This is a genomic window from Streptomyces sp. NPDC058674, assembly GCF_042716505.1.
Classification (GTDB): Bacteria; Actinomycetota; Actinomycetes; order Streptomycetales; family Streptomycetaceae; genus Streptomyces.
In genome coordinates this window covers 81,889-105,005 of the sequence record NZ_JBHXSC010000001.1, presented here as the reverse complement: position 1 = coordinate 105,005, position 23,117 = coordinate 81,889, and the positions used below count along the sequence as shown (strand labels likewise).

The window sequence follows — 23,117 nt, the reverse complement described above, 5'->3', positions numbered from 1 at the left end:
GCCGGTCGGAGGCCGGTCAGTAGCCCAGGGTGAACCGGCGCCCGGTGTGCGCTTCCCGCTCGACCTCGTCGACCAGGGCGACGGCGAAGTCCTCCGTCGAGATCAGGCTCCGCCCCGCGTCGTCGACGACCAGGTCGTCCAGCCCCAGGCGGTACGTGCCCGTGCGCATACCGGGCTCGATCCGCGCGGCCGGGCTCAGGCTGGTCCACCGGACCTCCTCCACCGGGACGGTGCGCAGGAAGTCCAGCGCTTCGCCGTGCGCGTGCATCAGCGCCAGCACCGGGGCCGGGAGGCCCGGCTCGTCCCAGACGAGCGGCCCCCCGGGGGTGCGCAGCGAGCCGGCGCCCCCGACCGTGACCACCCGTGGCCGGGGTGCCTGCGCATCGATCGACTGCACGGCGCCGATCAGCGACTTGGCCGCCGTCACGAGGGAGTGCGGGTCGTCGGGGCCGGGGCCGAAGGCGCTGACCACCACGTCCTGCCCGGCTGCGGCCGCGGCGACCGACGCCGGGTCGAGGACATCGGCGACGACCACCGCGGCGGGGTCACCGCCGGTCAGCTTCGAGGGGTCCCGTACGAACGCCGTGACCTCGTGGCCGCGCCGGAGGGCCTCTTGGAGCACCCGCCCTCCGATGGTGCCCGTCGCGCCGAAGAGTGCGATCTTCGCCATGGAGACTCCCTGGGGTGAGGCGTGCGGGGATCCGGTCGGACCCGCCGGTCCATCCAAGCGAACCGGGCAGGACCCGCCCGGGAGCCGGGCCGGGGCCAGTCGGATGATCCGGGCCCAACGAGGCCCCGGGCCCGGACCGCCCCGAGCCCGGACCGCCCCCGGCCCGGACCGCCCCGGGCCCCTGGTCGGGCCGCCCGGCCCGGGGCGGAGCGGCGGCACGCCCGCGCGGAGCGTGGCCGACGGCCGGCCGGTGCCGGGGCCGTGCCCCGGCGGCCGGCTGCCGGTCGGAGGCGCCCGCCGGGGGCCGCGGTCGCGGTCAGCCGGCGGCCGGGACCGCCGCCGCCAGCCGGCCGCCCGCCGCGAAGTGCAGCCGGTCCAGCCGGGCCGCGTACGGCCAGCCGTCCGCGCGGTAGAAGCACAGGTCGCTCGGGATCGGGACCTCGCGCAGATCGGCGGCGTGCGTCCCGTCGGGCAGCTCCGCGGCTGCCGCCAGCAGCGGATCGGCGGCTCCCGCCCACTCGGTGACCGGGGCCGGACGGGGCCAGGGCTCACCGGTGTTGGGCTGCATCCACCGCGCGTCGCGCGCGACCCGGCCGGCGAAGTCCGGCCGCTGCGCGGCCTCCCGGGCCAGCCGTGCGTAGGTCAGCAGCAGATCCGCCAACGACTCGGCCACCAGAGTCACTTCGGGGTACTCCCGCAGCTCCTTGGCACTGGTGGACACCGAGACGGCGTAGCCCCAGCGCCCGCCCTCCGGATCGATGCGGACCTGGACGAGGGCGCCGTGGCGGCCGGAGTCGATCCGGGCCACGGGCCAGTACGTGCCGTCGCCGCCCAGCATGCGGTGCAGCTCGTGGTCCACCTCGCGCCCAGGGGCCCCGGGCAGCATCCGCAGCGCGGGCAGTCCGATGACGTGGACCGCGCCGATCTCCCGGAGCACGTCCCGGACGTCCTCGGGCACCGGGACCGGCCAGCCGTCCATGTCCGCGTCGGCGCAGCCCGGTTCGAGACCGACGAAGTCCGGGAAGCGCGCGTTCAGTTCCCGCAGTTCGGCCACCGCACGCCCGGCGGCGTCCTCCGGGACGGTGTGCCGGCGCACGGCCCGGCCCAGGAAGTCGCCGCTCACCACGCTGCGCAGCAGCAGGGCGCGGCCGTCGCCCACGATCCGGAACTGGACCTCGCTGCTCCCCGTGTCGGCCGTGTTGTGGGCGGTGGAGAAGTACGGCTCCCAGGACACGGCGCAGGGGTGGCCGGGCAGGGCCCGCAGGTCGACGAGGTCGGTCAGCGGGTCGCCGCGCCCGACGAGCGCGGTGAGTTCGGCGTCGGTCCCCTCGGCCACCTCGACGCTGGAGACGGCGGAGGTGGTGAGCTTCGCCCGCGGCCGGTCCTCCACCCCGTCGGCCAGCCGCTCGGCCACCCCGGTGAGCCACCCCACGAACTCGGCGGCCTGGACGGTGACGTCCGGGTCGTACCCCGAGGCGTTGACCCCGATGACGGGGCCCCAGCCGGCCGCCCCCAAGCCGACGATGAGGGAGCCCTCGCCGAAGTCGAGCTCGCCCAGGGTCCAGTAGCCGTCGCCGAAGACCTCGCGTCCGCGCGGACCGAAGCGGTACTCGTGCTCCTGGGTCTCCATGCCGCCGATCTCCCGCAGTACGACCCGTACCTCCTCGGGCACGGGGACCGACCAGCCGTCCAGGGCCGCGTCGGTGAACCCGTCGAACAGCTCGACCTCGTCCGCCCGGTCCCGGGCCAGTTCCTTCAGCGCCCGCACGACGGCCGAGGCCGCCCGCACTCCCGCGTCGTTCATGTGCCCAGCTCCCGAGTCGTCCGCCACGGTGGTGAACCCTATCCGCCGCCCGCTACCGGCACAGTGCCACGATGGACGGCGACACCGTCCCCCTGGCCGCCTCGCACAGCGGCGCCATGTCGTACGCCGGCCGCGGCGCGGGCCCGGACCGCGCTTTGGCCGAGCGCTGCTCGCGGGGCCCGGCGGGGGCCGCCACCGGACGCCGGTGGCCGGGCTTCACGGGCTTCACCGGCCTGACAGGCCTGACGGGCCTGACGCGGTACGGGCGTCCCGGTCCGGCCGGGGCGTCCACACGAACGGCCCCCCGTTGCGGGGCCGCCGCGGGCGCCCGCGGGGGAGCGGGCGCCAGGTCCGCGGACCCGGGCAGCCGGCCCAACGGCAACGCGGCCGGGGCGGACGGTACCGGCTCCGGCACACGTCCCGACGCGGGCGCGGGCCCGGGTGCGGCGGGCGGAGCGACCGGACGCACGGTCACGCACCCGGTCCCCAGGAGGAGGACGGCGAGGGTCAGGGGCAGGGCTCGGCGCAGCTGCATCCGCCCAGCCTGCCGCAACCGCGGCGGCGAAACCGCCCCCGTCACGCGGACGGGTGACGTCCGACCTCACGGCCGCCGGCCCGGGGCACGCTCCCTATCCGGCCGCCACGGCCGTTCCCCGATCCGCGCCGCGCGACGGGGTGGCAACGCTCAGGCCAGGAAGCGTTCGACGGCCTCGCGGGCCCGGGCATTCGAGGCGGCAGCGTCAGCCAGAGACCGGGCCAGGTACGGGTTCCAACGGCTGTCGCGGCGTCGCCTCTTGGGCGCGAGTTCGGTACGGCCGGCGCGCCAGTGGCGGGTACGGCCTCCGGCCCACGGGGCCCCAGCCAGGCCGGGCCGATCTCCTCGAGCCGGTGACGTGGTCGGACCGGCGGGTTTCATGCCGCCGGTCCGCAACGGGGAACGTAGCAAGGCTTGGGTAACCAGGTGGTAAGGAGGTAGAGGAGCGGCAGAGCAGGGGTCCTCCGCCATCGCCCCTGCCGCCGCCGACCGCCGTAACCCGGGAGCCCCGCCCGCTGTTGCACAACCGGCGGGTCCACCCACGGTGAACGGAGTTCCGATGCCGCAGCTGACCGACGAGGCCGTGCCCGACCGGGCCGCGCCCGGGCGGGCGGGTACCCGGATGACCCCCGAGGCCTACGGCGCCTCGCGCGCCGCCCTGTGGACCGGGGCCGTCGTCCTCGTGACCGACGCGGACGGCCGGGTGCTCGTCCAGAGCGTCGACTACCGCGCCGACCGGCTGCTCCCCGGCGGAGCCGTGGACGCGGGGGAGTCCCCGTCCGCCGCGGCAGCCCGGGAGGTCCGCGAGGAGTTGGGCCTCGACGGCCGCTATCCGCGCGGTCTCGCCGTGGACTGGATCCCCCACGACGCCCCCGGCTTCCCGCCCGAGACCGGCTTTCCGGGCGAGATCCTCTACGTGTACGACGGCGGGACCTGGTCGCCCGAGCGGATCGACTCCGTCCGTCTCCCGGCGCAGGAGGTCACCGGCATCGACTTCGCCGAACCGGCCGACCTGCCCGCCCTGATGGACGCGGGCGACGCCCGCCGGGCGCTGTCCGCCCTGCGCGCCCGCATCGGCGGCTGCGGCGCGGCCCTGCTGGAGGACGGCCGGCCCACGGCGCCCACCCCGCTCGACCGGCTCGGCGTGCTCCGGTCCCGCCGGATTCCGGTGCGCGGCGCCTGGCACCCGGGCCCGGTGCCCCCGAGGCTGCCCGTACGGGAGCGCTCCGGCTGGCTCTTCGCACCCGACGGCCGGGTCCTGGTCCTGATCGCCCGTGCCACCGGCGCGGCCCACCTGCCGTCCCCGGTGGCCGGCCCCACGGCCGGCGCCGCGCCGCTGGGATACCGGCTGGTCGAGGGGGGCGCCCATTGCCGCACCGCGGCCCGGCTCACCGGACTCGCACCGTCCGGGGACCCGGCGTACGCCCGGCTGCTGGCCACCCCGGAACAGGTGCGGGAGCTGAGCGACTGGGGCCCGGCCGGCGTACACGAACTGGCCGCCGTGCACGCGGCCCGCACCCGTCTCTGCCTCCCGGCCGCCATCCGCACTCCGCCGGCGGAACTCCCGGAGGAGGGCCTGCGCTGGTGACAGGTTCCGGGCCGCCCGGGAGCCCGGACCGCCCACCGCCGTGGTGCCCACCGCCGTGGTGCCCACCAGCGTGTTGCCCACCGCCATGGCCGGAAATCCGGCCCGCGCGGCGCCCGGTCCCGCAGCATGGGGCCATGAGCGACACTGCGATCACCTACACCCTGTACATCCAGGCCGATCCCGCCCGGGTCTGGCAGGCCCTCACCGAGCCCGCCTTCACCCGCCGGTACTGGGGCCTGAGCTTCGAGACCGACTGGGCGGTGGGCTCGGCGATGGACTGGACCGAGCGCGGGGCGCGCACCAGCGACCCCGCCCAGGTGGTCCTGGAGTGCGTACCGGACCGCCGGCTCTCCTACACCTGGCACTCCTTCACCCCGCAGTGGGCGGCCGCCGTCGGCATCGGCGAGGACCTGCGGGCCGAACTGGCCCGGGAGCGGCGCACGAAGGTCACGTACGAGATCGAACCGGTCGGCGACACCCTCGCCCGGCTGACCGTCCTGCACGAGGGGTTCGAGCCGGGCGGCACGCTGATCGGCATGTGCGGGCGGGCCTGGCCGCTGCTCGCCTCCAGCCTCAAAACCCTGCTGGAGACCGGTGCCCCGCTGCCCGAGGCGGGGCACGAGGCGGACCAGGGGCACGGCGGACACGAGGCGCACGAGACCCGGCGTACCGGCGGAGCCCGCGAGGAGTGACCGGTACGGGGAGGGGCCGGTGCGCGCCACCGGCCCGCCGCCGGCCCGCTGCCCGGAGGCGACTCCGGGCGGACCCCCGCCCGCCCCCGGTCCGTGGCGGCGGCTGTGTCCACGCCGATGCCCGCGTCCACGCCGACGCCCGCATCCGTGCCCGCCCCCGCATCCGTGCCTTCGCCTACACGCGTGCCGCGCCTGCGCCTGCATCCGTGCCCGCGTCCGCCTGCGTCGTGCCCGCGCCCGTGCCCGCATGCGTGCCAGCGCCTGCGTACTGCGCCCGCGCCCGCGGAGTGGCCGACCCGTCCGACCTGTCCGCCCCGGCTCCGTACGGGGGTTCGCCGCCGCGGTGTGGCCGTGCGCGCCGGGCGCGGTGACGGGCCGGTGGACCCCGTCCCGGTCCCGGACGCCACCCTGACCGCCGGGAGTTCACCGCCGTCGTGTGCAATGGGTGCCATGCGGAGAGGCAAGAAGCAGGAGCGACCCGCCGTCGGCGTGGCGACCCGGGTGCCGGTCGCGCCCGCGCCGACCGGCCCGGACCGGGCCGTCGGCGGAGCCGGCTGCGGGCGGCCCCACCGGGACGACGCGGACGCCGAAGACGCCGAAGACGCCGAAGACGCTCAGGACGCCCAGGTCGCCCAAGACGCTGACGACGCCCAGGCCCGCGTGCCCGGACCGGCCGTGCGCGCGGCCGGCCGCCACGGGCGGACGCACGCGAGCGCCCGGGAGCCCGGTCCGGACGGGACACGGGCCGGGCACATCCGCGCAGGCGCCGCCCGATGAGCCGCTCCCGCGGCGCCGCCGCCTCCGAACACTGGCGCTACGCCCGCCACTTGGAGGACCTGGCCGCCGTCCCGGACACGGCCGCCGAGGCCGAGGCGGTGGCGGCCGTGCTGCGCGACCCCGACCCGGTGATGGCCGAGAGCGCGGTCGTCACCCACCTCGACCGCCGGGCGGTACGGCTGCTGGCCGACGAGGCGTTCACCGCCTGGGCCAGCGCCCTGGGAGCGGCCCTCGCCGGCCGCGCCTTTCCCGAACGGCGACTGCGCGAGTGGACCCTGCTCCGGGCGATCACCGAGGGCGAGCCCTGGTCGGCCGCGGAGCTCACCGGGGCCTCCGACTGGTGCCAGCGCACCGCCGCCCAGTCGCTCGACGCGTCCGGGGCGCTCCGCGTGCTCGCGGCCGGAGCACGCACCCGACGCGTCCGCACCACCGCGGCCCAGCGCCTGCGCGGACGCACCCCCGCCTGACGGCCGCCCGCCGGGGAGGCCAAGACCCGCGGAACGGCACCGGGCCCCCTCCGGAGAGGGGGCCCGGCCGTCGTGCGCGGGTCGGGCGCGTCAGTTGGCCTTGCGGACGCGGGCCGCGCGGCGTGCCTCGGCCGTCAGACGGGCCTCGGCCGTCTTGCGGGACTCCTTGCCCCTGCCCTGCCGTCCGGGGCGGGTGCCGATCCCGTGGAAGCCCAGCTCGGTGCCCGAGGGCCTTCCCTTGGCGTCGGTCGGCGCGGAGCCGGCCAGCGGGACGCCGGACGGCGCCTTGGCCCCGGTGATCCGGCTGAGCGCCGCCTCGCCGGACCGCACCTGGGTGATCTCCGGCCGGATGCGGGCGTCCGCCATCAGCCGGACCATGTCCCGCCGCTGGTTCGGGGTGACCAGGGTGACGACCCGGCCGGACTCGCCGGCGCGGGCCGTACGGCCGCCGCGGTGCAGGTAGTCCTTGTGGTCGGCGGGCGGGTCCACGTTGACCACGAGGTCGAGGTCGTCGATGTGGATGCCGCGCGCCGCGACGTTGGTCGCGACCAGGACGGTGACCGCGCCGGTCTTGAACTGCGCCAGGGTGCGGGTGCGCTGCGGCTGCGACTTCCCGCTGTGCAGCCCTTCCGCCTGTACGCCCATGGCGCGCAGGTGCTTCACGAACTGGTCGACGCCGTGCTTGGTGTCGAGGAACATCAGCACCCGGCCCTCGCGGGCCGCGATCTCGGTCGCGGCCGAGATCTTGTCGGCCGAGTGGATGTGCAGCACGTGGTGGTCCATCGTGGTCACCGCGCCCACCTGAGGGTCGACGGAGTGCGCGACGGGGTCCTTGAGGTACGTGCGGACCAGCTGGTCGACATTGCGGTCCAGGGTCGCCGAGAACAGCATGCGCTGCCCCGCGTGGTGCACCTGGTCCAGGATCTCCGTGACCTGCGGCATGAAGCCCAGGTCGCACATCTGGTCGGCCTCGTCGAGCACCGTGATCTTCACCCGCTCGAGGTGCACGTCCCGCCGGCCCACCAGGTCGCTCAGCCGCCCCGGGGTGGCCACCACGACCTCGGCGCCGGTGCGCAGCGCGCCGACCTGCCGGCTGATGGACAGCCCGCCGACCACGGTCGCCATGCGCAGCTTCAGGGCCTCCGCGTACGGGGTCAGCGCCTCGGTCACCTGCTGCGCCAGCTCGCGCGTGGGTACGAGGACCAGGGCCAGGGGCCGCTTCGGGTCCGCCTGCTGTCCCGCGGTGCGCGCCAGCATGGCCAGGCCGAAGGCGAGCGTCTTGCCGGAGCCGGTCTGCGCGCGGCCGAGGACGTCCCGCCCGGCGAGGGCGTTCGGCAGCGTCGCGGCCTGGATGGGGAAGGGGTCCGTCACCGCACGGGCGGTCAGTGTGGTCACCAGCTCACGGGGCAGGTCGAGCTCGGAGAAGGCCGCCACGGGCGGGAGCCCCGGCGTCTTCGTCCTGGGCATCGTGAACTCGCCCTGCGGTCCGAGGGTGCGCGGCGCCTTGGCGCCGCCCTTGACACCCGCCTTCACACCGAAGCGCCCATGAACTGACGGGTTCTTCATGCAGAACCTTTCGAAGCAAGAACAAAAGATGGTCAACCGCCCATGGTACCAGCGGGGGCTACGCCTTCCCGGCGTCCAGTTCCCCGGCCCGCACCTGCGCGAGGTGGGCGCGGGCCTCGCCCGCGGCGCGCCGGAACCAGTCGGCGATCACCGCGGTCTCGTCCGGCGTGTAGTCGGCGAAGAGGGCGCCGAGCCGGTCGTAGAAGGGCTGGTACACCGCGAAGACCCGGACGGCGGCCTGGGGGTCCGCGACCACCCGCACCCGGCGCCGGTCCGCCGGATCGGGCTGCCGCCGTGCGTAGCCGGCGCGCTCCAGGCGGTTGAGGACCCCGGTCACGGCGCCGGTGGTGAGGTTCACCAGCTCGGCGAGGTCGCCGGCGGACAGAGGTGCGTCCCCGGCGCCCAGGACATGGCCGAGGCAGGTCAGGTCGGTGACGTTCAGCCCCAGCAGCTGCGCCATCTCCTGCTGGCCGACGATGCCCAGCGCGACGTACTGGTCCATGCGCGAAAGCGCCTCCGCGGCCGAGGCCGGAGGGCGCGACTTGCCCTGCACGCGGATACTCCTTAGTGTCTAAGTTACTTAGCTCGTGAGATGCTTATTCCGTGAAATAAGTGTCCCTCTTCGAGCCTAGTGCCGCCCGTACGACCAGGGAGAATCATGAGCGCGCACGGCGATGTCGACCTCGGCCACACCGTGGCCGGATGGACCGGCACCACACTGGCCCTGCTGGGCTGCACCGGATCGGGCGCCGCGTTGTGCGCCGCCTGGACCCCGGGCATCTGGACCGGACTCGCGGTCGTCCTGGCCGCGGGCGTCGTCACCTGGGTGCTGCACCTCGCCGGATGGGGCAAGGCGAGCGGTCCCCGTCCCGCGGGCCGACGGGACTGGCGGGTGCGCGACACCGCCGCGCGAGCGGGCCACCCGGACTGCCTGGGATGCCGGATCCGCGGGCCCCGCCGGGTCGCGGCGGCCGCCCCGCGCCCCCGGCCCGCCGTCGCGCCGCCCGCCGTCGCCTTGCCCGCCGTTGCTTCGCCGGTCGTCGCCTCGCCCGCCGCGGACGCCCGCGGGTGAGGACCGGTCCCCCGATGCGTGGACGGAACGCTCACACGTTCGCATCCGCCCCGCGCCCCGGTTGGCCGCGTTCGGCCGGGGTGACGCGGCGGGCGGGCCGCCGGTCCGGCCTGCCAGGTGTGCAGGGCGTCGACCCCCGCGTGCACGACGTCCGCGCACGCGTCCACGGCGAGCGCGGGGTGAGGTCCTCGTAGTGCAGGGGGAAGGCGGCCCGCCCGACGCCGGCCCCGCGGACCGGCGCGGACACGCTGACGTTCCGCCCTCCCGTCGTCAGGGCCCCTTCAGTCCTCCCGTACGGAGATGGCGGAGACCGGGCAGGCGCGGGCGGCCTCCCGCACCAGCGGGCTGCCAGAGCCGTCCTCGCGCCCCGGGAGCAGTGCGCCGAAGCCGTCGTCGTCCTGGGTGAACACGCCCGGCGCGGTCAGCGCGCACTGGCCGGCGCCGATGCAGACGCCGGTGTCGATCTCGATGGCCAGGCGGTCCGCGGGCACGCCCCTCACCACGCCACGGGAAGCTCGACCATGCCCTGGATGGTGTCCCCGGGCTTGAAGGGGATGTGGTCGGGATCGGCCGCCAGGCGCAGTCCCGGGAGCCGTTCGAAGAGGGCGGTCAGCGCGATCTCCATCTCTGCCCGGGCCAGGTTCTGGCCCAGGCACTGGTGGATGCCGAAGCCGAAGGCCACGTGGTGCCCGTTGGGCCGGTGCCAGTCCAGCGCGTCGGGCTCGGCGAAGACGGCGGCGTCGCGGTTGATGACGGACGTGGAGAAGACGATCCCGTCGTCCGCGCGGACCGTCACCCCGCCGATCTCGATGTCCTCGGTGGCCACCCGCAGCATCCCGTCCGCGATCGACAGGAACCGCATGAGCTCCTCCACGGCCGTCGGCATCAGGGTCGGCTCGGCCCGCAGTTCGGCCAGCTGCTCCGGGTGCCGCAGCAGGGTGAAGGTGCCGAGCGAGATCATGTTGGCCGTGGTCTCGTGTCCGGCCACCAGCAGGATCACCGCCAGTGCGACCAGCTCCTCGACGTCGATCGTGCCGGTCTCCAGGCGCTGGGCGATCAGCTCGTCGAGCAGTCCGTCGCCCGGTTCCCGGCGCTTGCGCCCGATGAGGCCGACGAGGTAGGCGTCGAGCTGCCGTCGGGCATCCTCCACATCGGCGGCCTCCGGGCCGCGCAGCAGCCGGCGGGACTGGCCCTCGAAGAACTCGTGGTCCTCGTAGGGGACTCCGAGCAGCGCGCAGATGACCATCGAGGGCACTGGGAGGGCGAAGGCGCCGACGAGCTCCGCGCGCGGGCCCGCGGCCACCATCTCGTCGAGCAGCCGGTCCACGGTCGCGCGGATGCGCGGGCGCAGGGCCGCGGTCCGTTTCAGGGTGAAGCCGGGGATCAGCATGCGGCGCTGGGTGTTGTGCTCGGGGTCGTCGACCCCGAGCAGTGCGGCCCGCCGCACCTTCAGGCCCTTGAACCTCGGGGTGGGCATCGGGAAGGCGGCGTTCTCGCGGTCGGCGGAGAGCCGGCCGTCGGAGAGGAGGGCGCGGGCCTCGGCGTGGCCGGTGACCACCCATACGGAGCGCCCGTCGAAGAGGGTGACCCGGGAGAGCGGGCGCCCCCCGCGCAACGGCGCGTAGCCGGCCGGTGGGTGATAGGGGCAGGTTCGGTCCTGGGGGAACGCGACGGTCTCGGACATGAAGCACCTCGCAGGCGATGGGTCCGTCTTGCCGGACTCCATTACATGCCTGAGGCACCTATCCCACCTATGCCACTTTCGGCCAGATCACCCGTATGCGTCCGCAGGGTCCGGCCGGGCGCCGCGGTGTGCCTCAGAGGTGCGCGTCCAGGAAGGTCCGGCACTGCGCGGACGTCATGGGGCCGGCCTGGCCCGCGACGGCCTCCCCGTCCTGGATGAGCACGGCCGTCGGTGCGCCGGTGACCCCGTAGCGCCTGGTCGGTCCGGGGCAGCGGGTCATGTCGGTGCGGACGGCGGTGAACCGCGTGCCGTACTCCTGCGCCAGCTCGGCCACGACCGCGTCCATCGCCCGGCAGGCCTCGACGGCCTTCGGCCAGGTCCCGCAGAAGTAGGCGAGGACCGGCCCCGTCGTCATCGAGAGGATGAAGTCGAACTCCCGGTCCTCCAGTGGCTGGTGTACCCGACGTGCCATGCGTGCCGCTCCTCGCTCGGGGCCCCGCCGGTCTTCGGGAGGGCCGCCCCCATCATCGCGGTTCGCCGCGGCGCGCCCGTACCCCCTCGACGGGCAGCACCCGCCCGGAGGCTTGCGGCCGCGTTGTCAGTGGCGTCTGTGAAGCTGGCCGCATGGACGACAGGATGCTCCGGCGCCGGGTCTACGGCGCCGACCACGACGACCCCGACCCCGGTCCGCGACCCGGCCACGTCTACGGCGAACTCGTGGGCGGCCCGCTGGACGGGCTGCTGCTCGACATCACGGGCTGGAGCGCCCCCCGGCTCGCCGAAGAGGCCCGCCTGCCCACGGAGATAGGCCGCTACGGGGCGGGCGGGCGCGCCCTCTACCGGCGCCGGGCCGCCGGTCAGGACCAGTGGGACTGGGCGGGCGACAGCCGCTGACCGGCCCCGGGCGCGGGCGAGCCCCCGGTCCGCCGACGTGCGACCGGGGGCTCTGGTCCGTCCTTCCGCCGCGGTGCCGCGATCGGATGCGTCAGCGGACCGCGGCGTTCCGGCTCACGCTGCGGGCCCACAGGACCAGCGGTACCTGGAGCGGCAGCCGGGCGACGGCCGCCGCCCGGACGGCGGGCGAACGGTGCCGCGCGTCCGCGGCCATCTTCACGTTCGCCGGGAACACGCCGACGAAGAAGGCCGCCGCGGCCATGGCGGCCGCATGGCGGGTCCGCGGATGGGCCACTCCGGCGGCGAGGGCGAGTTCGGCCACCCCGCTCGCGTACGTCCACCGGCGGGGGCCGCCCGGCAGGGACCGGGGGACCATCGCGTCGAACTGGCCCGGCCGGGCGGCGTGGGCGACCGCCGCCCCGGCCAGCAGGCCGGCGAGCAGCACGGGGGAAGAGGGGACGCGCGGCATCGGGATTCCTCTCGGGAGGGGCTGGGCCCTGTCGTCAAAGTCCCGCCTGGCCCGCGGCGCCCGGCACCGCACCTCGCCGCGTTGTCGGGGCGCCCGAGTACGTCCAGTACACGGGCGCCCCTCCGCCTTGCGATGCACGGCGCCGGACACCGCGGGCCTGACCGGCGCTCCTTTGACGACAGGACCTGGGCCCGCCGATCCTACTCACGGGTAGTGCCTGCGTGCGCGCCCCGCGGAACGGCCCCCGTGGCGTCGCGCGCCCCGCGGAACGGCCCGGTGGCCGCCCGGGGGATTCCTCAGAAGAATTTCCGCGGGAGCTGTCGATCCGGGCGCCTCCCGTTCGACGCAGGGGTGAGAGGCGGGGGAAGCCCCCGCCCTCCCGACCGAGGAGTCACCATGCCGCGCTTCCTGACGATGATCCGCATCGACGAGCAGAACCTGCCCACCGAGGGCTTCCCCGCCGACTTCGAGCAGCGGATGGGCGCCCTCCTGGAGGAGATCACCAAGGCCGGGGTCATGCTCGACACGGCCGGGTTGCTCCCCACCTCCGAGGCCACCCGCCTCAGCTGGTCCGGCGGGAAGATCAGCTACACCGACGGCCCCTTCACCGAGACCAAGGAGGTCGTGGGCGGCTACTCCCTCAGCCAGTGCAAGGACAAGGCCGAAGCCATCGAGTGGACCAGGCGGTTCCTGGAGATCCACCCGGCCCACTGGAACCTGAGCGCCGAGGTCCGCGAGATCCAGGAGATGTGATCCGGACGCGCCCCCGCGCCGCGTTTGCCCCGCCGCGTCACGGCTGCTCTGATGGGTGGCCGTGACGGCAGTGGATACGGCCCAAGCGGTCGAAACGGTGTTCAGGATGGAGTCCGCGCGGATCATCGCCTCCGTCGCGCGGATCGTGCGGGACGTCGGCATCGCCGAGGAACTCGCCCAGGACGCCCTGGTCACCGCTCTGGAGCAGTGGCCCCGGACGGGCGTGCCGGACCGGCCCGCCGCCTGGCTCACGGCCGCCGCCAAACACCGCGCGATCGACCTCGTCCGCCGCAAGGAGACGTACGCGCGCAAGCTCGCCGAGGTCGGCCGGACCCTGGAGGACGCACCGCCGCCCGCCGAGCCGGCCGACCCGGACGACATCGACGACGACCTGCTGAGGCTGGTCTTCACCTCCTGCCACCCGGTCCTCGCGACCGAGTCCAGGATCGCGCTCACCCTGCGCCTGATGGGGGGCCTGACCACTCAGGAGATCGCCCGGGCCTTCCTGACCTCGGAGCCCACCGTCGCCCAGCGCATCGTCCGCGCGAAGCGGGCGCTCGCCATGGCCGCGGTGCCTTTCGAGGTCCCGTACGGAGCCGACCGCGCCGAGCGGCTCGCCTCCGTGCTGGAGGTCATCTACCTCGTCTTCAACGAGGGCTACTCGGCGACCGCGGGCGACGACCTCGTCCGCCCGGCCCTGTGCGAGGACGCCCTGCGCCTCGCCCGCGTCCTGTCCGCGCTGATGCCCGGGGAGCCCGAGGTGCACGGCCTCGCCGCGCTGCTGGAGTTCCAGGCCTCCCGGATCTCCGCCCGCACCGGCCCGGACGGCGAGCCGGTGCTCCTCGCCGACCAGAACCGTTCCACATGGAACCGGATGCTCATCCGCCGGGGAGTCGAGGCCATGCGGCACGCGGGCACCGGCCCCTACTCCGTGCAGGCCGCGATCGCCGGGTGCCACGCGGCGGCCGTCCGCTACGAGGACACCGACTGGACCACGATCGCCACGCTGTACGGGAGGCTCGTCCAGCTGGTCCCCTCACCGGTGGTGGAGCTCAACCGGGCGGTGGCCGTCTCGATGGCCGGCGGGCCGCAGGCGGCGCTGCCGCTGGTCGACGCCCTCGCCGCGGAACCGGCCCTGCGCGCCTACCACCTGCTGCCGAGCGTACGGGGCGACCTGCTGGAGCGGCTGGGCCGCACGGCGGAAGCCCGCGCCGAGTTCGAGCGGGCTGCCGGCCTCACGCACAACGCCCGCGAGCGCGCCCTGCTCCTCCGGCGCGCCGGCCGCCTCTGAACGTGTGCCCCGCCCCGCCCCGGCCCCGCTCCCGGCCCCGCCCCCGGGTCTCGACCCCGCCCCCGGTCCGCGGTGCGCCCCGCCCTGCGGCCCCCGCTCAGCCGTGCCGGGCGAACGCGGCCGCGTCGAGCGGCGTCCCCACCGGACGCCGCGGCGGGGTCAGTGCGATGGGCCGGCGGAAGCCGCCGGACCGGGTGACCTCCTGCACGGTCAGGCGCAGCGCCTCCTGGAAGTCGCCCATGGTGCGCCGGGCCGCCGCGGTGTCGACGTAGAGGGAGTTCATGTGCAGCCCGTTCGCGTCCCGCTGGAACCACGAGCAGGCTCCGTTCGCCCGCGCCGACCACACGTGGGTGGCGGGCCGCCACTCGTCGTGCCGCTCCGCGCCCCGGCACCTGCGCATGTCGATGTACGAGAAGAAGTTCACCGGGTACGGCCAGGAGCGGGCCGCGAACTCCTCGGGGGCCAGCAGCTCCCAGGCCCGGACGAACGGCACGTCGATGTGGCCGATCATCTCGCCGAACCCGGCCCGCACCCCCGCCATCACCTGGCCGAAGTCCCGGCCGGGCGAGGCGTCGAACTCGATGGGCATGGTGTTCACGAACCACCCCACCGAGTCGGCCCACGTGTCGCGGCCCCGCTCGCTGACCGGCATCAGACCGCGGTAGACCCCGGGTCCGCCGGCGTCGCGCAGACACACCGCGACGGAGGCGAGCACCCCCATGAAGGGCTTGCCGCCCACGGCCAGGCAGGTCTTCTCGAACACCTCCGCCTCACCGGAGTCCAGCAGCGTGGACGCCTCGTTGACGATCGGGTACATGCGGTCGGGCTCCACGCCGAGATCGAGGGGGAAACGGGGGAAGAACTCCTCCTCCGGGCCCATGAACGACCTCCAGTAGTCCAGGCGTTCGTCGCGGGCGTCGATGGACAGGTAGCGGCGGCGCTGCTCCTCGGCGAAGTCGAGGTAGCTCGGCGCGGGAGCCGGCGCGATCTCCTCGCCGCGGCACAGGGCCTCGTACGCGGCCATCACCTCCTGGACGACCACCGGCATCGACATGCCGTCGCACACGATGTGGTCGAAGGCGAGGTAGACCGTGGCGGAGTCCTCGCGGAGCACCGCGCCCATGACGAACAGCGGCCAGGACAGGGTGTCGATGCTCCGCGTGAAGCGCTCGACGAGGAAGCCGCGCAGCAGCTCCGTGGTGTCGAACGTCGCCACATGCTCGGCGTCCAGGGCGAGTTCGAGCGGATCGAAGGGCTCGCAGGCCAGCTCACCGGCCAGGCGGCGGAACGCGCACCGCAGCACTTCGTGCCGCTGGACGAAGGCCAGCAGGGCCCGGGCCAGGGCCGGTTCGTCCAGCCGTCCGGCCACCTCGAAGGTGACCGCGATCCACGAGGCGACGGGATCGTCGGCAGCCCGGCTCTCCTCGGCGACGGTGAAGTGCTTGTCCTGGTTGAAGGACGCCCTCCTGCCCGCCGCACCGCCCGGGCCCTCGGCCTCCGCCGCCGTGGACCGCAACCGCCACTCGACCACCCGACCGGGTGCCACGTGGTGCATCTCCAGAGGAAACTGCCGCATTCCGTCATCCCTTCGCCCCCGAGCCAACCCCCAGGCCCTAACGACCTCCGGGCCGGGGAAGTGACGGACCCCCCTTGCCCGCGAGCGGGCGGGGCGGCTCGGCCGGGTGCGGCGGAGGTCAGCCCTCCCCGGAATCGGCGTGCGTGTCGGTGTGCGTGTCGGTGTGCGTGTCGGTGTGCGTGTCCGGGCGCAGCTCGATGTGGTCGGGGGCGAGGTCGACCGCCAGCCGGTGCTCCATGCCGAGCGCCGCGAGGAACTTGTGGGGGAGCTGGACGCGGCCGGTGCGGTCGAGCACCACGTACTCGCGTTCGCTGACGGACTCGGTGCCGTGTTCGTCGGTGACGGTGCGGCGGAGCACCTCGGTGCTGGTGCGGCCGTCGCGCATGGCGACCGTACGGCGGACCTCGCCGGCGACGAGGGGGTCGTGGGTCACGATGACCACGGTGGCGCCGAGCTCCCGGTTGACGGTGCGGAAGGCCTCGAAGACGGCCGCGCCGGTCTCCGAGTCGAGCTCGCCGGTCGGCTCGTCGGCGAGGAGGACGGCCGGGTCGTTGGCCATGGCCACGGCGATCGCGACCCGCTGCTGCTGGCCGCCGGAGAGCGCGGCGGGCCGCCGGTGGGCGAGGTCGGCGATGTTGAGGGCCTCCAGGAGCTCGCCGGTCCGGGCCGCGTGGCGGCGGGCCGCGCCGCGCCCGCCGCCCCGCAGCTGCATCGGGAGGGCGATGTTCTGCGCGGCGGTCAGGAAGGGCAGCAGATTGCGCGCCGTCTGCTGCCAGACGAAGCCGACGGCCTCGCGGCGGTAGCGCAGGCGGTCCTTGGCGGACATCTCCAGCAGGTCGTAGCCGCCGACGGTGGCGGTGCCGGCGGTGGGGACGTCCAGGCCGGCCAGGATGTTCAGCAAGGTGGACTTTCCGCTCCCCGAAGCGCCCACCAGCGCCATCAGATCGCCCTGTGCGACGGTCAGTTCGAGTCCCTGGAGTGCCTGGACCTCCACCCCGGCGGTGGTGAAGATGCGCACCAGCCGGTCGCAGACGATCGCGGTGCCGGCGGCACGGCCGCGTGGCTCCGCCGCGGCCAGCGCCCGTTGCCGCAGCTCCTGGTAGGTCGGCGCTTCGCTGCTCATCGCTGGTCTCCCGCTCTCAACTCGGTGGTGATCTGTCGCCTGCCGGATATCGCCGCCTCGGCCAGCACGACCGCAGACACCAGGCCCGCCAGGCCCAGGGCCTGCGCCAGTACGGGCCCCGCGGCCGTCCGCAGCCCGGCCGGCACCCGGGAGCCGACGAGCGTGGACAGGTCCACGGCCGGCCCGAGGAGGGCCGCCGAGGCGAGTGCCACCACCGCGCCGCCGAACGCGGCGACCACGGCCTGCGGCAGGGCCTCGGCGAGGACCAGCGCCATCCCCTGCCGGGGCCGCAGCCCCATCGTGCGCAGGCGCGCCAGCAGCGCGGCCCGCTCGGGCGCCGCCCGGACCAGGGTCAGCATCACGGCGAGCAGGGCGAAGCCGGCCGCGGCCGCCACCGACGCCCAGAACAGCCGCCCGGCCGATTCCTGCAGCGGGTCCGAGGCGAGCCCGGCCACGACGGAGGAGCTCGTGCCGACCCGGTACTGCGCGGCGGCCGACGCCGGAACGGCCGCGCCGACCAGCTCCGTCAGGCGGGATCCGTCGGTCCGGCCGAGGCCGAACCACCGGTTGGCCCCGGCGGACCGGGGCAGCGCCGTGGCGGCCGGCCCGGCCGGCAGCACCAGCGTGGCGGCGCCGGCGCCCGGCAGTACCGGCGTCCCGTCGACGACGGCGGCGGCCGCGACGCGGAGGTCCTCGTTGCCGATCCGCACCCGCAGCACCTTCGGACCGGCGAGGTCGCGGCTGACCAGCGCGGGCAGCGGGGAACCGGGGCCGCCTGCCGCGAGGACGGCCGGGTCGAACCCGCCGCGCCCGACCGCGCGGGCCAGCTCCGCGTACGCCGCAGGTTCGGCGACGACCACGGTGATGTGGACCGGGGTCGGGGCGTCGCCGAAGACGAACCCGTCGCTCGTCCACACGGGCACGGAGGTGCGCACCCCGGGCAGCGCGGCGGCGGCCCTGACCAGATCCGGCGGGAGGGACTGCCCCGCGGGCGCCGAGATCTGGCTGTCCCCGCCGACCGCCTGGCGGGCGGCCTGAAGCCGTGCGGCATCCACCGACCCGAGCACCGTGACACCGAAGCCGGCCGTGGTGACGGCGAGGAACAGCGCGACCACCGGCAGCACGGACGGACGGGCGCCGCCCCCCGTGCCGCGTGCCGCGCGCGCCAGACCGAGGAAGCCGACCAGGCCGGAACCGCGCCCGGCCACGCGGGCCGCGGCCCCCACGAGGAGGGGCTGGAGGCGGGACAGCGCGAGGCCCCCGGACACCGCGAGCAGCAGCGGGGCGGCGACCAGCAGCGGGTCGAGCCCGGCGCCGGACGGCGCGACCCCCCGCCGCCGGACCTCCCACACGGCCGCGGCGGTGACGGCGAGGACCAGCCCCTCGGCGACGAGCCGGCGCCGCGGACGCGACCCGCGCCGCCCCGACAGCAGGACGAAGGCCCGTATGGGAAACGCCAGCAGGGCGAGGGCCGTGACGCCCGCCGCGGCCAGCAGGGACGCCGTGAACCGGGGGGAGGGCACGAACAGCAGGGCGAGGGCGCAGGCGAGCGCGGCGGCCGGTAGCACGGTGACGGCCGACTCGCCGAGCAGGCGGCCCGCGATGGACCGCCGGGAGCCGCCGCGCGCGAGCAGCAGCCGCAGCTCGGCGGCGCGCCGGTCCCCGCCCAGCCCGGCGGCCAGGAAGAAGACGACGGCGGCCACGCCCGCCACCCCGGCCGGGCCGATGGCGGCGAGCGGCGCCGCCGCCTGCTGCCGGGCCTCGGCCCGCGCGAACAGGTCGGGCAGACCCGAGGAGACCCGCAGGTCCGGCCGGCCGACGGTGCGCGACAGCCCGGTGGCGGCGGGGCCGGCGACGAAGGAGGCGACCTCGCGGGAGACGGAGGGCATCAGGTCGGCTCGCAGGACACCGGTGTCCACGGGGAGCCGCCAGAAGTACTCGGCGGTCTCGCCCCAAGGGGCCAGCCGGTCGAGGGCCTCGGGGCCGACGAGCGCGGCCGTCTCCCAGTACCGCATCGGCGGAAGGCCCGTCGTCGTCTTCAGGCAGGGTGAGGCCAGACACCCCAGATCGGTCCAGTAGGCCCCGGTGGCGTCCGTGGCCTCGTACAGGCCGACCACCTCGGCGCGAGCGGTGCCGAATATGCCCGCCCGGGACTCCAGTACGGTCCCGACCGGAGCGCCGATCGCCGCGGCCGTACCGCGGGACAGGGCGATCTGGACGGGGGCGCCGGGGGCCGACGCGCCCGGCATGCGGCCGGCCACCAGGGCGGTGTGCGCGGCGGCCTCCGGCAGGTGCACCAGGCTGAGCTGCGGGTCGACGCCGTCGGGCCGGGCCAGTTCCGGACCGGCCAGGGGACGGCCCCGGAGACCGCGGGCGCCGTGTACCGGGCCGCTCGCGTCCAGCCGGAAGGCGCCGCCGGTGCGGGCGCGCAGCGCGGCCAGTGCGGAGTCCAGCTGCTGCGGATCCATCGGGCCGTACCGCGAGGTCGCGGTGGCGGTCAGGCTGGTGCGCGAAGGGCCCTGATCGTGCAGGAAGGAGCGCAGGGCCGCGTCGGCGCCCCGGTCGACGGCGCGCGGCAGCGCGGCCGCGGCCAGTACGGCGACGAAGGCCAGCGCGGCGCCGAGCAGCACGGTCAGCGGGGCCGCCCGCAACCGGGTCCGCACCCAGGGCGCGGGCCGGGTCCGGCGCGCTTCGGCAGTGCTGCGGGCCGTGTGGGCCGGGCCGGTCACATCTCCTCCACGTGGCGCAGCCGGACGGCCACTTCTCGGTCGTGTCGGCCGCCGAGGACGGCCGACAGCAGCGGCACCACGGCGATCGCGGCGGCCAGCAGCACGGTCGGTACGCCGGGCAGGTCCACCAGCACCCGCGGCACCGGCGGCCGCGCGGCCGCCGTCAGCACCACCAGCGGAACCACCAGGTGCACGATGGCGGCCCCCAGCGCGATCCCGACGGTGGTCGCGAGCCCGACCAGCAGACCGCTCTCGGCGGCAGTCGTCCGGGTCAGCTTCCCGCGCGGGGTGCCCAGCGCCAGCAGCACCGCGAACTCCCGGGAGCGTTCCCGCCCGGACGCCGCCGAGGAGGCTCCGAAGCCGATCGCCGCCAGGATCGCGCAGGCGACCGCGAGCGCGGTCAGCGCGGCCTGCGGGCCCGCGCTCAGCGGGTCGTCCAGCAGTGCGGCGGCGACCTCCTCGCGCAGGTCCACCCGCTGCGCGCCGGCGCCGGCACGCAGTTCGGCCGCGGCCCGTGCGGGCAGCGGGTCGGAGGCCGAGCGGGCCGGCAGCCACCACTCGGCGGCGGCGGGCACCTCCTGCACGCCGTCGGCCGCCAACAGCCCTGCCACGGCGTGGAGATCGACCGCCACGGCGGTGTCACCGGCCACGGGCAGCGAGCCGACGGCGGCGCCGATCCGCACCGGGACGCGCGCCGAGCCCAGCGGGACGGAGACCACGTCCCCCTCCTTGGCGCCGACCGCGCGCAGGTAGGCACGGGTGGCGACCCCCGGGACCTCGGAGGCGGGGGCCGCGCCCGGGACCAGTCCGATCCGGACGCCGCCGGCCGTCTGCGGGCCGGCGCGGTAGCGCACCCGCAGCAGGGCCCCGTCCGCGGGCCCGCCGCCCGCGGCCGGCGGGAGCTCCGCGACGACGGCGCCCTTGAGCGGGGTCGCGGCCTTCAGCGTCCAACCGGCGGTGGGGTCGGGCCCCGGCACGGTCGTGGACGGCCCGCCGGGGCCGTCGGCGACGGCGATGCGGCGCACCGTCAGCTCGCCGAAGTCGGACCCGCTGGCCGCCGGGGCCCCGTCCGCGCCGTAGGTGCGGCGCTCCACCTCGTACGAGGCCACGAGTCCCGCCAGCGCCAGCGGCTCGGCGGCGGCCCCGAGGGGGGCGCCGGCCAGCGCGTCGAGGTCCAGCGAGACGGTGCCGGGCCCGGACTCGGGGAGCGGCAGCACCGGCGTCCGGAAAGTCAGTCCGAAGCGGTCGCGCAGCAGCAGCGCGAGGCCCGGCCGACTGGTCCCGGGCGCCGCGCCCACCGTTACGTCCACGTCGATCCGGCGGGGGCGGCCGGGCAGTTCCAGGGTGTTCCCGCCCACGGCGCCGCCCGACGCGAGCGGTGCGAACAGCTCGCGCATCGGGCGCCCGTCGCGCAGGTCCGCGCGGAGCGGCACCCGGTCCGCCACCGCGGCCGCGTCGAGGGCGAGCACCTGCGCGGACCTGCCGGCCGGCAGGTCCTGCGTGCCGCGGACCACCGGGATCACGCGGTCGCCGCCGGGCAGGGCGGCGTACCGGCCGCCGCGGCCCAGGGGGGACAGGTCGCTGTCGGAGATCCGCAGGCCGCCGGCCGTGGCGAAGTCGGCCTGGTCGCGCTGGGACGCCGACCAGGCGCTGTGCTGGCCGAGCGCCAGCACCCCGCTGGACACGGCGAGCACGAGCAGCAGGACCGGTCCGGTGGCCCGCTTCGGGCGGCGCGCGAGCTGCCATCCGACGAGCGCGGGCCCGAGCCCGCTGCCGCGCGCGGCGATCCGCCCGCCCAGCCGGGCGGCGAGGGGGAGCAGCCGCAGCACCAGCAGGGTTCCGGCGCACAGGGCCAGCGTCGGCGCGGCGACCAGTACCGGGTCGATGCCGAGCCCGGACGGGTCCTGCACGCCCGGGGTGGCACCGTCGCCGCCGCCGTACCGGGCCAGTTGGCGGTACGACAGGACCGCCAGCACCACCAGCGCCAGGTCCGCCCCGGACCGGGCCGTCCCCGCGACGAGGACCTGGCGCCGGCCGCTGCGGCGCAGGGCTGCGGCGCCCGCGCCGCGCAGTACGGCGGGCAGCGCGGTCAACAGGACGCACGCCAGGACGCAGCCGGCCGCGACCGGCCACAGCAGCCGGGTCCCGGAGGTGTCCAGGGGGACGCGCGACAGCGGGCCGAACCGGGTGAGCAGCCGCAGCAGGGGCGGCGCCAGGAGCGGTGCGAGGACCGCGGCGGGCAGGGCGAGCAGCAGCGACTCGGCCGCGCCGAGCGCGCCGAGCCGCAGGCGGGAGGAGCCGCGCGCGGTGAGCAGGACCCGCTCCGGCTCCTGCCGGTCCGTCAGGAGCCGGGAGACCAGCAGCAGCACCGCCCCCGCCAGCACCGTGAGCTGGAGCGTGCCGACCAGCAGTGAGGACCGGGCGACGACCTGCCCGGACCGCAGCTCCTCCAGGACGTGCGGGAGTTCGGTCCGGACCTGGAAGCCGGCGGGGGCCTTGGGTCCGGTCCTCGCCGGCTCCGCCGCGCCCGGCCCGCTCCCCAGGCCGGCCGCCCGCCCGCGGACGGCCTCGGCCTCGGCGGGTCCCACCCCCGAGAAGTCGGGGTCCAGCAGCCACGAGCGGCCGTCCTGCGCGAGCGCCCCGGAGGTGAAGGCGGAGTCGCCCACCAGTAGCGGGCCGTACGTGGTGAAACTGCCGACCTGGACCTCGCGCCCCCCGAGCGGATCGAGCCGCCAGTACGGGGCCCCCGGGTCGGCGGCCCGGTAGACGCCGGTGACCTGCACGGCGAGGGTGCCGTCGCCGTAGCGGTCGGTCAGGCGCAGCTCGGCGGGGAGCGCGGCCTCGGTCAGCGCGAGCCGGACCAGGGCGGCCCGGGGCACGGCCACCTCGATCCGCCCGGATGCCGCGGCCGCCTCGGGCCACCGGCCGGCGAGCAGCCGTGCGCGCTGCCGGTCGAGGGAGGCGAGCACGGTCAGGTCGGTCTGCTTGCCGGGGGAGGCCGCGCCCGGCAGACCGTACGGCCGGCTGCGGCCCAGGCTCTCCGTACGGACGGGGAGCGGGCCGAACAGCTCGTCGGAGAAGCCCCGTACGGCCCGGTCGTCGGCGCCGCGCGAGGCCGCCGGGTGCTCGGAGGTCACCACGACGGTGGTCCGGTCGTGGCCCGGGCCCCGGAGGGCCTGGCGCAGCCCCGCCTCGCCCACGCCGCGGGTGAAGGCGAACAGCGCCGTCAGTACGGTGGTGGTGATCAGTACGGTGAGCAGAACGGCGCCGGCGAGCGGCAGTCGCCCGCGCAGCCGGCGCACGACGAAGCCGAACATGTGCTCTTTTCCTCCCCCATCCGGACCTCTGGTACCGGATAGCGGACGATGTTGCCAGATTCGAACGGGCGGGGGAAGGGACTTGCGCGCAGGATGTGACGGGTGAGCAG

At 76.1% G+C, this 23,117-nt stretch carries 20 protein-coding genes; 8 read left to right on the top strand and 12 right to left on the bottom strand.

Annotation, left to right across the window (positions count from 1 at the left end; translation table 11 throughout):
- Window positions 1-16: 16 nt before the first annotated feature.
- A complete protein-coding gene (locus ACFWU6_RS00495; protein WP_383977035.1) occupies window positions 17-670 on the bottom strand; it encodes an NAD(P)-dependent oxidoreductase in 654 nt (217 codons plus the stop codon).
- A 316-nt stretch (window positions 671-986) separates the two neighbouring features.
- A complete protein-coding gene (locus ACFWU6_RS00490) occupies window positions 987-2,474 on the bottom strand; it encodes a hypothetical protein (RefSeq protein ID WP_383977033.1) in 1,488 nt (495 codons plus the stop codon).
- 1,094 nt (window positions 2,475-3,568) lie between these two features.
- Between ACFWU6_RS00490 and ACFWU6_RS00485 the strand changes: the two genes are divergently transcribed.
- The 4 genes from ACFWU6_RS00485 (at window position 3,569) to ACFWU6_RS00470 (ending at window position 6,533) form a co-directional block, all read left to right on the top strand.
- Window positions 3,569-4,597: an NUDIX domain-containing protein gene (locus ACFWU6_RS00485; RefSeq protein ID WP_383977030.1), complete on the top strand. Its 1,029-nt coding sequence runs from the start codon at window positions 3,569-3,571 to the stop codon at window positions 4,595-4,597.
- A gap of 134 nt (window positions 4,598-4,731) precedes the next feature.
- Window positions 4,732-5,289, top strand: a complete 558-nt coding sequence (locus tag ACFWU6_RS00480) for an SRPBCC family protein (RefSeq protein WP_383812773.1) — start codon at window positions 4,732-4,734, stop codon at window positions 5,287-5,289.
- 450 nt (window positions 5,290-5,739) lie between these two features.
- A complete protein-coding gene (locus tag ACFWU6_RS00475; RefSeq protein ID WP_383977026.1) occupies window positions 5,740-6,066 on the top strand; it encodes a hypothetical protein in 327 nt (108 codons plus the stop codon).
- Window positions 6,063-6,533, top strand: coding sequence for a hypothetical protein (locus tag ACFWU6_RS00470; RefSeq protein ID WP_383812769.1), 471 nt, complete (start codon window positions 6,063-6,065; stop codon window positions 6,531-6,533). The genes ACFWU6_RS00475 and ACFWU6_RS00470 overlap by 4 nt, the downstream gene beginning before the upstream one ends.
- 90 nt (window positions 6,534-6,623) lie before the next feature.
- Here ACFWU6_RS00470 and ACFWU6_RS00465 read toward each other — a convergent pair whose 3' ends face one another.
- Both ACFWU6_RS00465 and ACFWU6_RS00460 read right to left on the bottom strand, forming a co-directional pair.
- Window positions 6,624-8,099 carry a DEAD/DEAH box helicase gene (locus ACFWU6_RS00465; protein ID WP_383977023.1) on the bottom strand — a complete coding sequence of 492 codons (1,476 nt, stop codon included), beginning with the start codon at window positions 8,097-8,099 and terminating at the stop codon, window positions 6,624-6,626.
- A 58-nt stretch (window positions 8,100-8,157) separates the two neighbouring features.
- Window positions 8,158-8,652, bottom strand: a complete 495-nt coding sequence (locus ACFWU6_RS00460) for a MarR family transcriptional regulator (RefSeq protein WP_383812765.1) — start codon at window positions 8,650-8,652, stop codon at window positions 8,158-8,160.
- Window positions 8,653-8,757: 105 nt separating this feature from the next.
- Between ACFWU6_RS00460 and ACFWU6_RS00455 the strand changes: the two genes are divergently transcribed.
- Window positions 8,758-9,171, top strand: coding sequence for an HGxxPAAW family protein (locus tag ACFWU6_RS00455; RefSeq protein ID WP_383812763.1), 414 nt, complete (start codon window positions 8,758-8,760; stop codon window positions 9,169-9,171).
- Between the two features lie 281 nt (window positions 9,172-9,452).
- Here the strand turns inward: ACFWU6_RS00455 and ACFWU6_RS00450 are convergent, their stop codons facing one another.
- The 3 genes from ACFWU6_RS00450 to ACFWU6_RS00440 form a co-directional block, all read right to left on the bottom strand.
- Complete coding sequence (locus ACFWU6_RS00450; protein WP_383812776.1) at window positions 9,453-9,647, bottom strand: ferredoxin; 195 nt, start codon at window positions 9,645-9,647, stop codon at window positions 9,453-9,455.
- Between the two features lie 20 nt (window positions 9,648-9,667).
- A complete protein-coding gene (locus tag ACFWU6_RS00445; protein ID WP_383977020.1) occupies window positions 9,668-10,855 on the bottom strand; it encodes a cytochrome P450 in 1,188 nt (395 codons plus the stop codon).
- Window positions 10,856-10,988: 133 nt separating this feature from the next.
- Window positions 10,989-11,327, bottom strand: a complete 339-nt coding sequence (locus ACFWU6_RS00440; protein WP_383977017.1) for a thioredoxin family protein — start codon at window positions 11,325-11,327, stop codon at window positions 10,989-10,991.
- 152 nt (window positions 11,328-11,479) lie between these two features.
- Here ACFWU6_RS00440 and ACFWU6_RS00435 point away from each other — a divergent pair, with 152 nt between their 5' ends.
- A complete protein-coding gene (locus ACFWU6_RS00435) occupies window positions 11,480-11,749 on the top strand; it encodes a hypothetical protein (RefSeq protein WP_383812757.1) in 270 nt (89 codons plus the stop codon).
- Between the two features lie 91 nt (window positions 11,750-11,840).
- Here ACFWU6_RS00435 and ACFWU6_RS00430 read toward each other — a convergent pair whose 3' ends face one another.
- On the bottom strand, window positions 11,841-12,218 hold the full coding sequence (locus ACFWU6_RS00430) for a hypothetical protein (RefSeq protein ID WP_383977014.1): 378 nt from the start codon (window positions 12,216-12,218) through the stop codon (window positions 11,841-11,843).
- Window positions 12,219-12,614: 396 nt separating this feature from the next.
- Here ACFWU6_RS00430 and ACFWU6_RS00425 point away from each other — a divergent pair, with 396 nt between their 5' ends.
- The gene (locus ACFWU6_RS00425) at window positions 12,615-12,971 is read left to right on the top strand and encodes a YciI family protein (RefSeq protein ID WP_383812025.1); all 357 of its coding nucleotides are present in this window, start codon (window positions 12,615-12,617) and stop codon (window positions 12,969-12,971) included.
- Between the two features lie 70 nt (window positions 12,972-13,041).
- Window positions 13,042-14,262, top strand: a complete 1,221-nt coding sequence (locus tag ACFWU6_RS00420; protein ID WP_383812029.1) for an RNA polymerase sigma factor — start codon at window positions 13,042-13,044, stop codon at window positions 14,260-14,262.
- A 97-nt stretch (window positions 14,263-14,359) separates the two neighbouring features.
- On the opposite strand, the gene ACFWU6_RS00415 is transcribed toward ACFWU6_RS00420, so the two are convergent.
- The 4 genes from ACFWU6_RS00415 to ACFWU6_RS00400 all read right to left on the bottom strand — a co-directional run bounded on the left by ACFWU6_RS00415 (window position 14,360) and on the right by ACFWU6_RS00400 (window position 23,007).
- Entirely contained in the window at window positions 14,360-15,838 is a 1,479-nt protein-coding gene (locus tag ACFWU6_RS00415) for a condensation domain-containing protein (RefSeq protein WP_383977011.1), read from the bottom strand.
- 118 nt (window positions 15,839-15,956) lie between these two features.
- Window positions 15,957-16,961, bottom strand: coding sequence for an ABC transporter ATP-binding protein (locus ACFWU6_RS00410; protein ID WP_383977008.1), 1,005 nt, complete (start codon window positions 16,959-16,961; stop codon window positions 15,957-15,959).
- Window positions 16,958-19,690, bottom strand: a complete 2,733-nt coding sequence (locus ACFWU6_RS00405) for a hypothetical protein (protein ID WP_383977005.1) — start codon at window positions 19,688-19,690, stop codon at window positions 16,958-16,960. Before ACFWU6_RS00405 ends, ACFWU6_RS00410 begins: the two co-directional genes overlap by 4 nt.
- Window positions 19,687-23,007 (bottom strand): FtsX-like permease family protein, encoded by a 3,321-nt coding sequence (locus tag ACFWU6_RS00400; protein WP_383977003.1) that lies wholly within the window; start codon window positions 23,005-23,007, stop codon window positions 19,687-19,689. The genes ACFWU6_RS00405 and ACFWU6_RS00400 overlap by 4 nt, the downstream gene beginning before the upstream one ends.
- Window positions 23,008-23,117: the final 110 nt, after the last annotated feature.

What these genes read in the sequence shown, in the direction of transcription:
- ACFWU6_RS00415 (WP_383977011.1), bottom strand. Translation starts at nt 15,838, where the DNA reads ATGCGGCAGTTTCCTCTGGAGATGCACCACGTGGCACCCGGTCGGGTG.
- ACFWU6_RS00490 (WP_383977033.1), bottom strand. Translation starts at nt 2,474, where the DNA reads ATGAACGACGCGGGAGTGCGGGCGGCCTCGGCCGTCGTGCGGGCGCTG.
- ACFWU6_RS00480 (WP_383812773.1), top strand. Translation starts at nt 4,732, where the DNA reads ATGAGCGACACTGCGATCACCTACACCCTGTACATCCAGGCCGATCCC.
- ACFWU6_RS00445 (WP_383977020.1), bottom strand. Translation starts at nt 10,855, where the DNA reads ATGTCCGAGACCGTCGCGTTCCCCCAGGACCGAACCTGCCCCTATCAC.
- ACFWU6_RS00475 (WP_383977026.1), top strand. Translation starts at nt 5,740, where the DNA reads ATGCGGAGAGGCAAGAAGCAGGAGCGACCCGCCGTCGGCGTGGCGACC.
- ACFWU6_RS00410 (WP_383977008.1), bottom strand. Translation starts at nt 16,961, where the DNA reads ATGAGCAGCGAAGCGCCGACCTACCAGGAGCTGCGGCAACGGGCGCTG.
- ACFWU6_RS00465 (WP_383977023.1), bottom strand. Translation starts at nt 8,099, where the DNA reads ATGAAGAACCCGTCAGTTCATGGGCGCTTCGGTGTGAAGGCGGGTGTC.
- ACFWU6_RS00435 (WP_383812757.1), top strand. Translation starts at nt 11,480, where the DNA reads ATGGACGACAGGATGCTCCGGCGCCGGGTCTACGGCGCCGACCACGAC.
- ACFWU6_RS00455 (WP_383812763.1), top strand. Translation starts at nt 8,758, where the DNA reads ATGAGCGCGCACGGCGATGTCGACCTCGGCCACACCGTGGCCGGATGG.
- ACFWU6_RS00425 (WP_383812025.1), top strand. Translation starts at nt 12,615, where the DNA reads ATGCCGCGCTTCCTGACGATGATCCGCATCGACGAGCAGAACCTGCCC.
- ACFWU6_RS00470 (WP_383812769.1), top strand. Translation starts at nt 6,063, where the DNA reads ATGAGCCGCTCCCGCGGCGCCGCCGCCTCCGAACACTGGCGCTACGCC.
- ACFWU6_RS00400 (WP_383977003.1), bottom strand. Translation starts at nt 23,007, where the DNA reads ATGTTCGGCTTCGTCGTGCGCCGGCTGCGCGGGCGACTGCCGCTCGCC.
- ACFWU6_RS00440 (WP_383977017.1), bottom strand. Translation starts at nt 11,327, where the DNA reads ATGGCACGTCGGGTACACCAGCCACTGGAGGACCGGGAGTTCGACTTC.
- ACFWU6_RS00485 (WP_383977030.1), top strand. Translation starts at nt 3,569, where the DNA reads ATGCCGCAGCTGACCGACGAGGCCGTGCCCGACCGGGCCGCGCCCGGG.
- ACFWU6_RS00430 (WP_383977014.1), bottom strand. Translation starts at nt 12,218, where the DNA reads ATGCCGCGCGTCCCCTCTTCCCCCGTGCTGCTCGCCGGCCTGCTGGCC.
- ACFWU6_RS00495 (WP_383977035.1), bottom strand. Translation starts at nt 670, where the DNA reads ATGGCGAAGATCGCACTCTTCGGCGCGACGGGCACCATCGGAGGGCGG.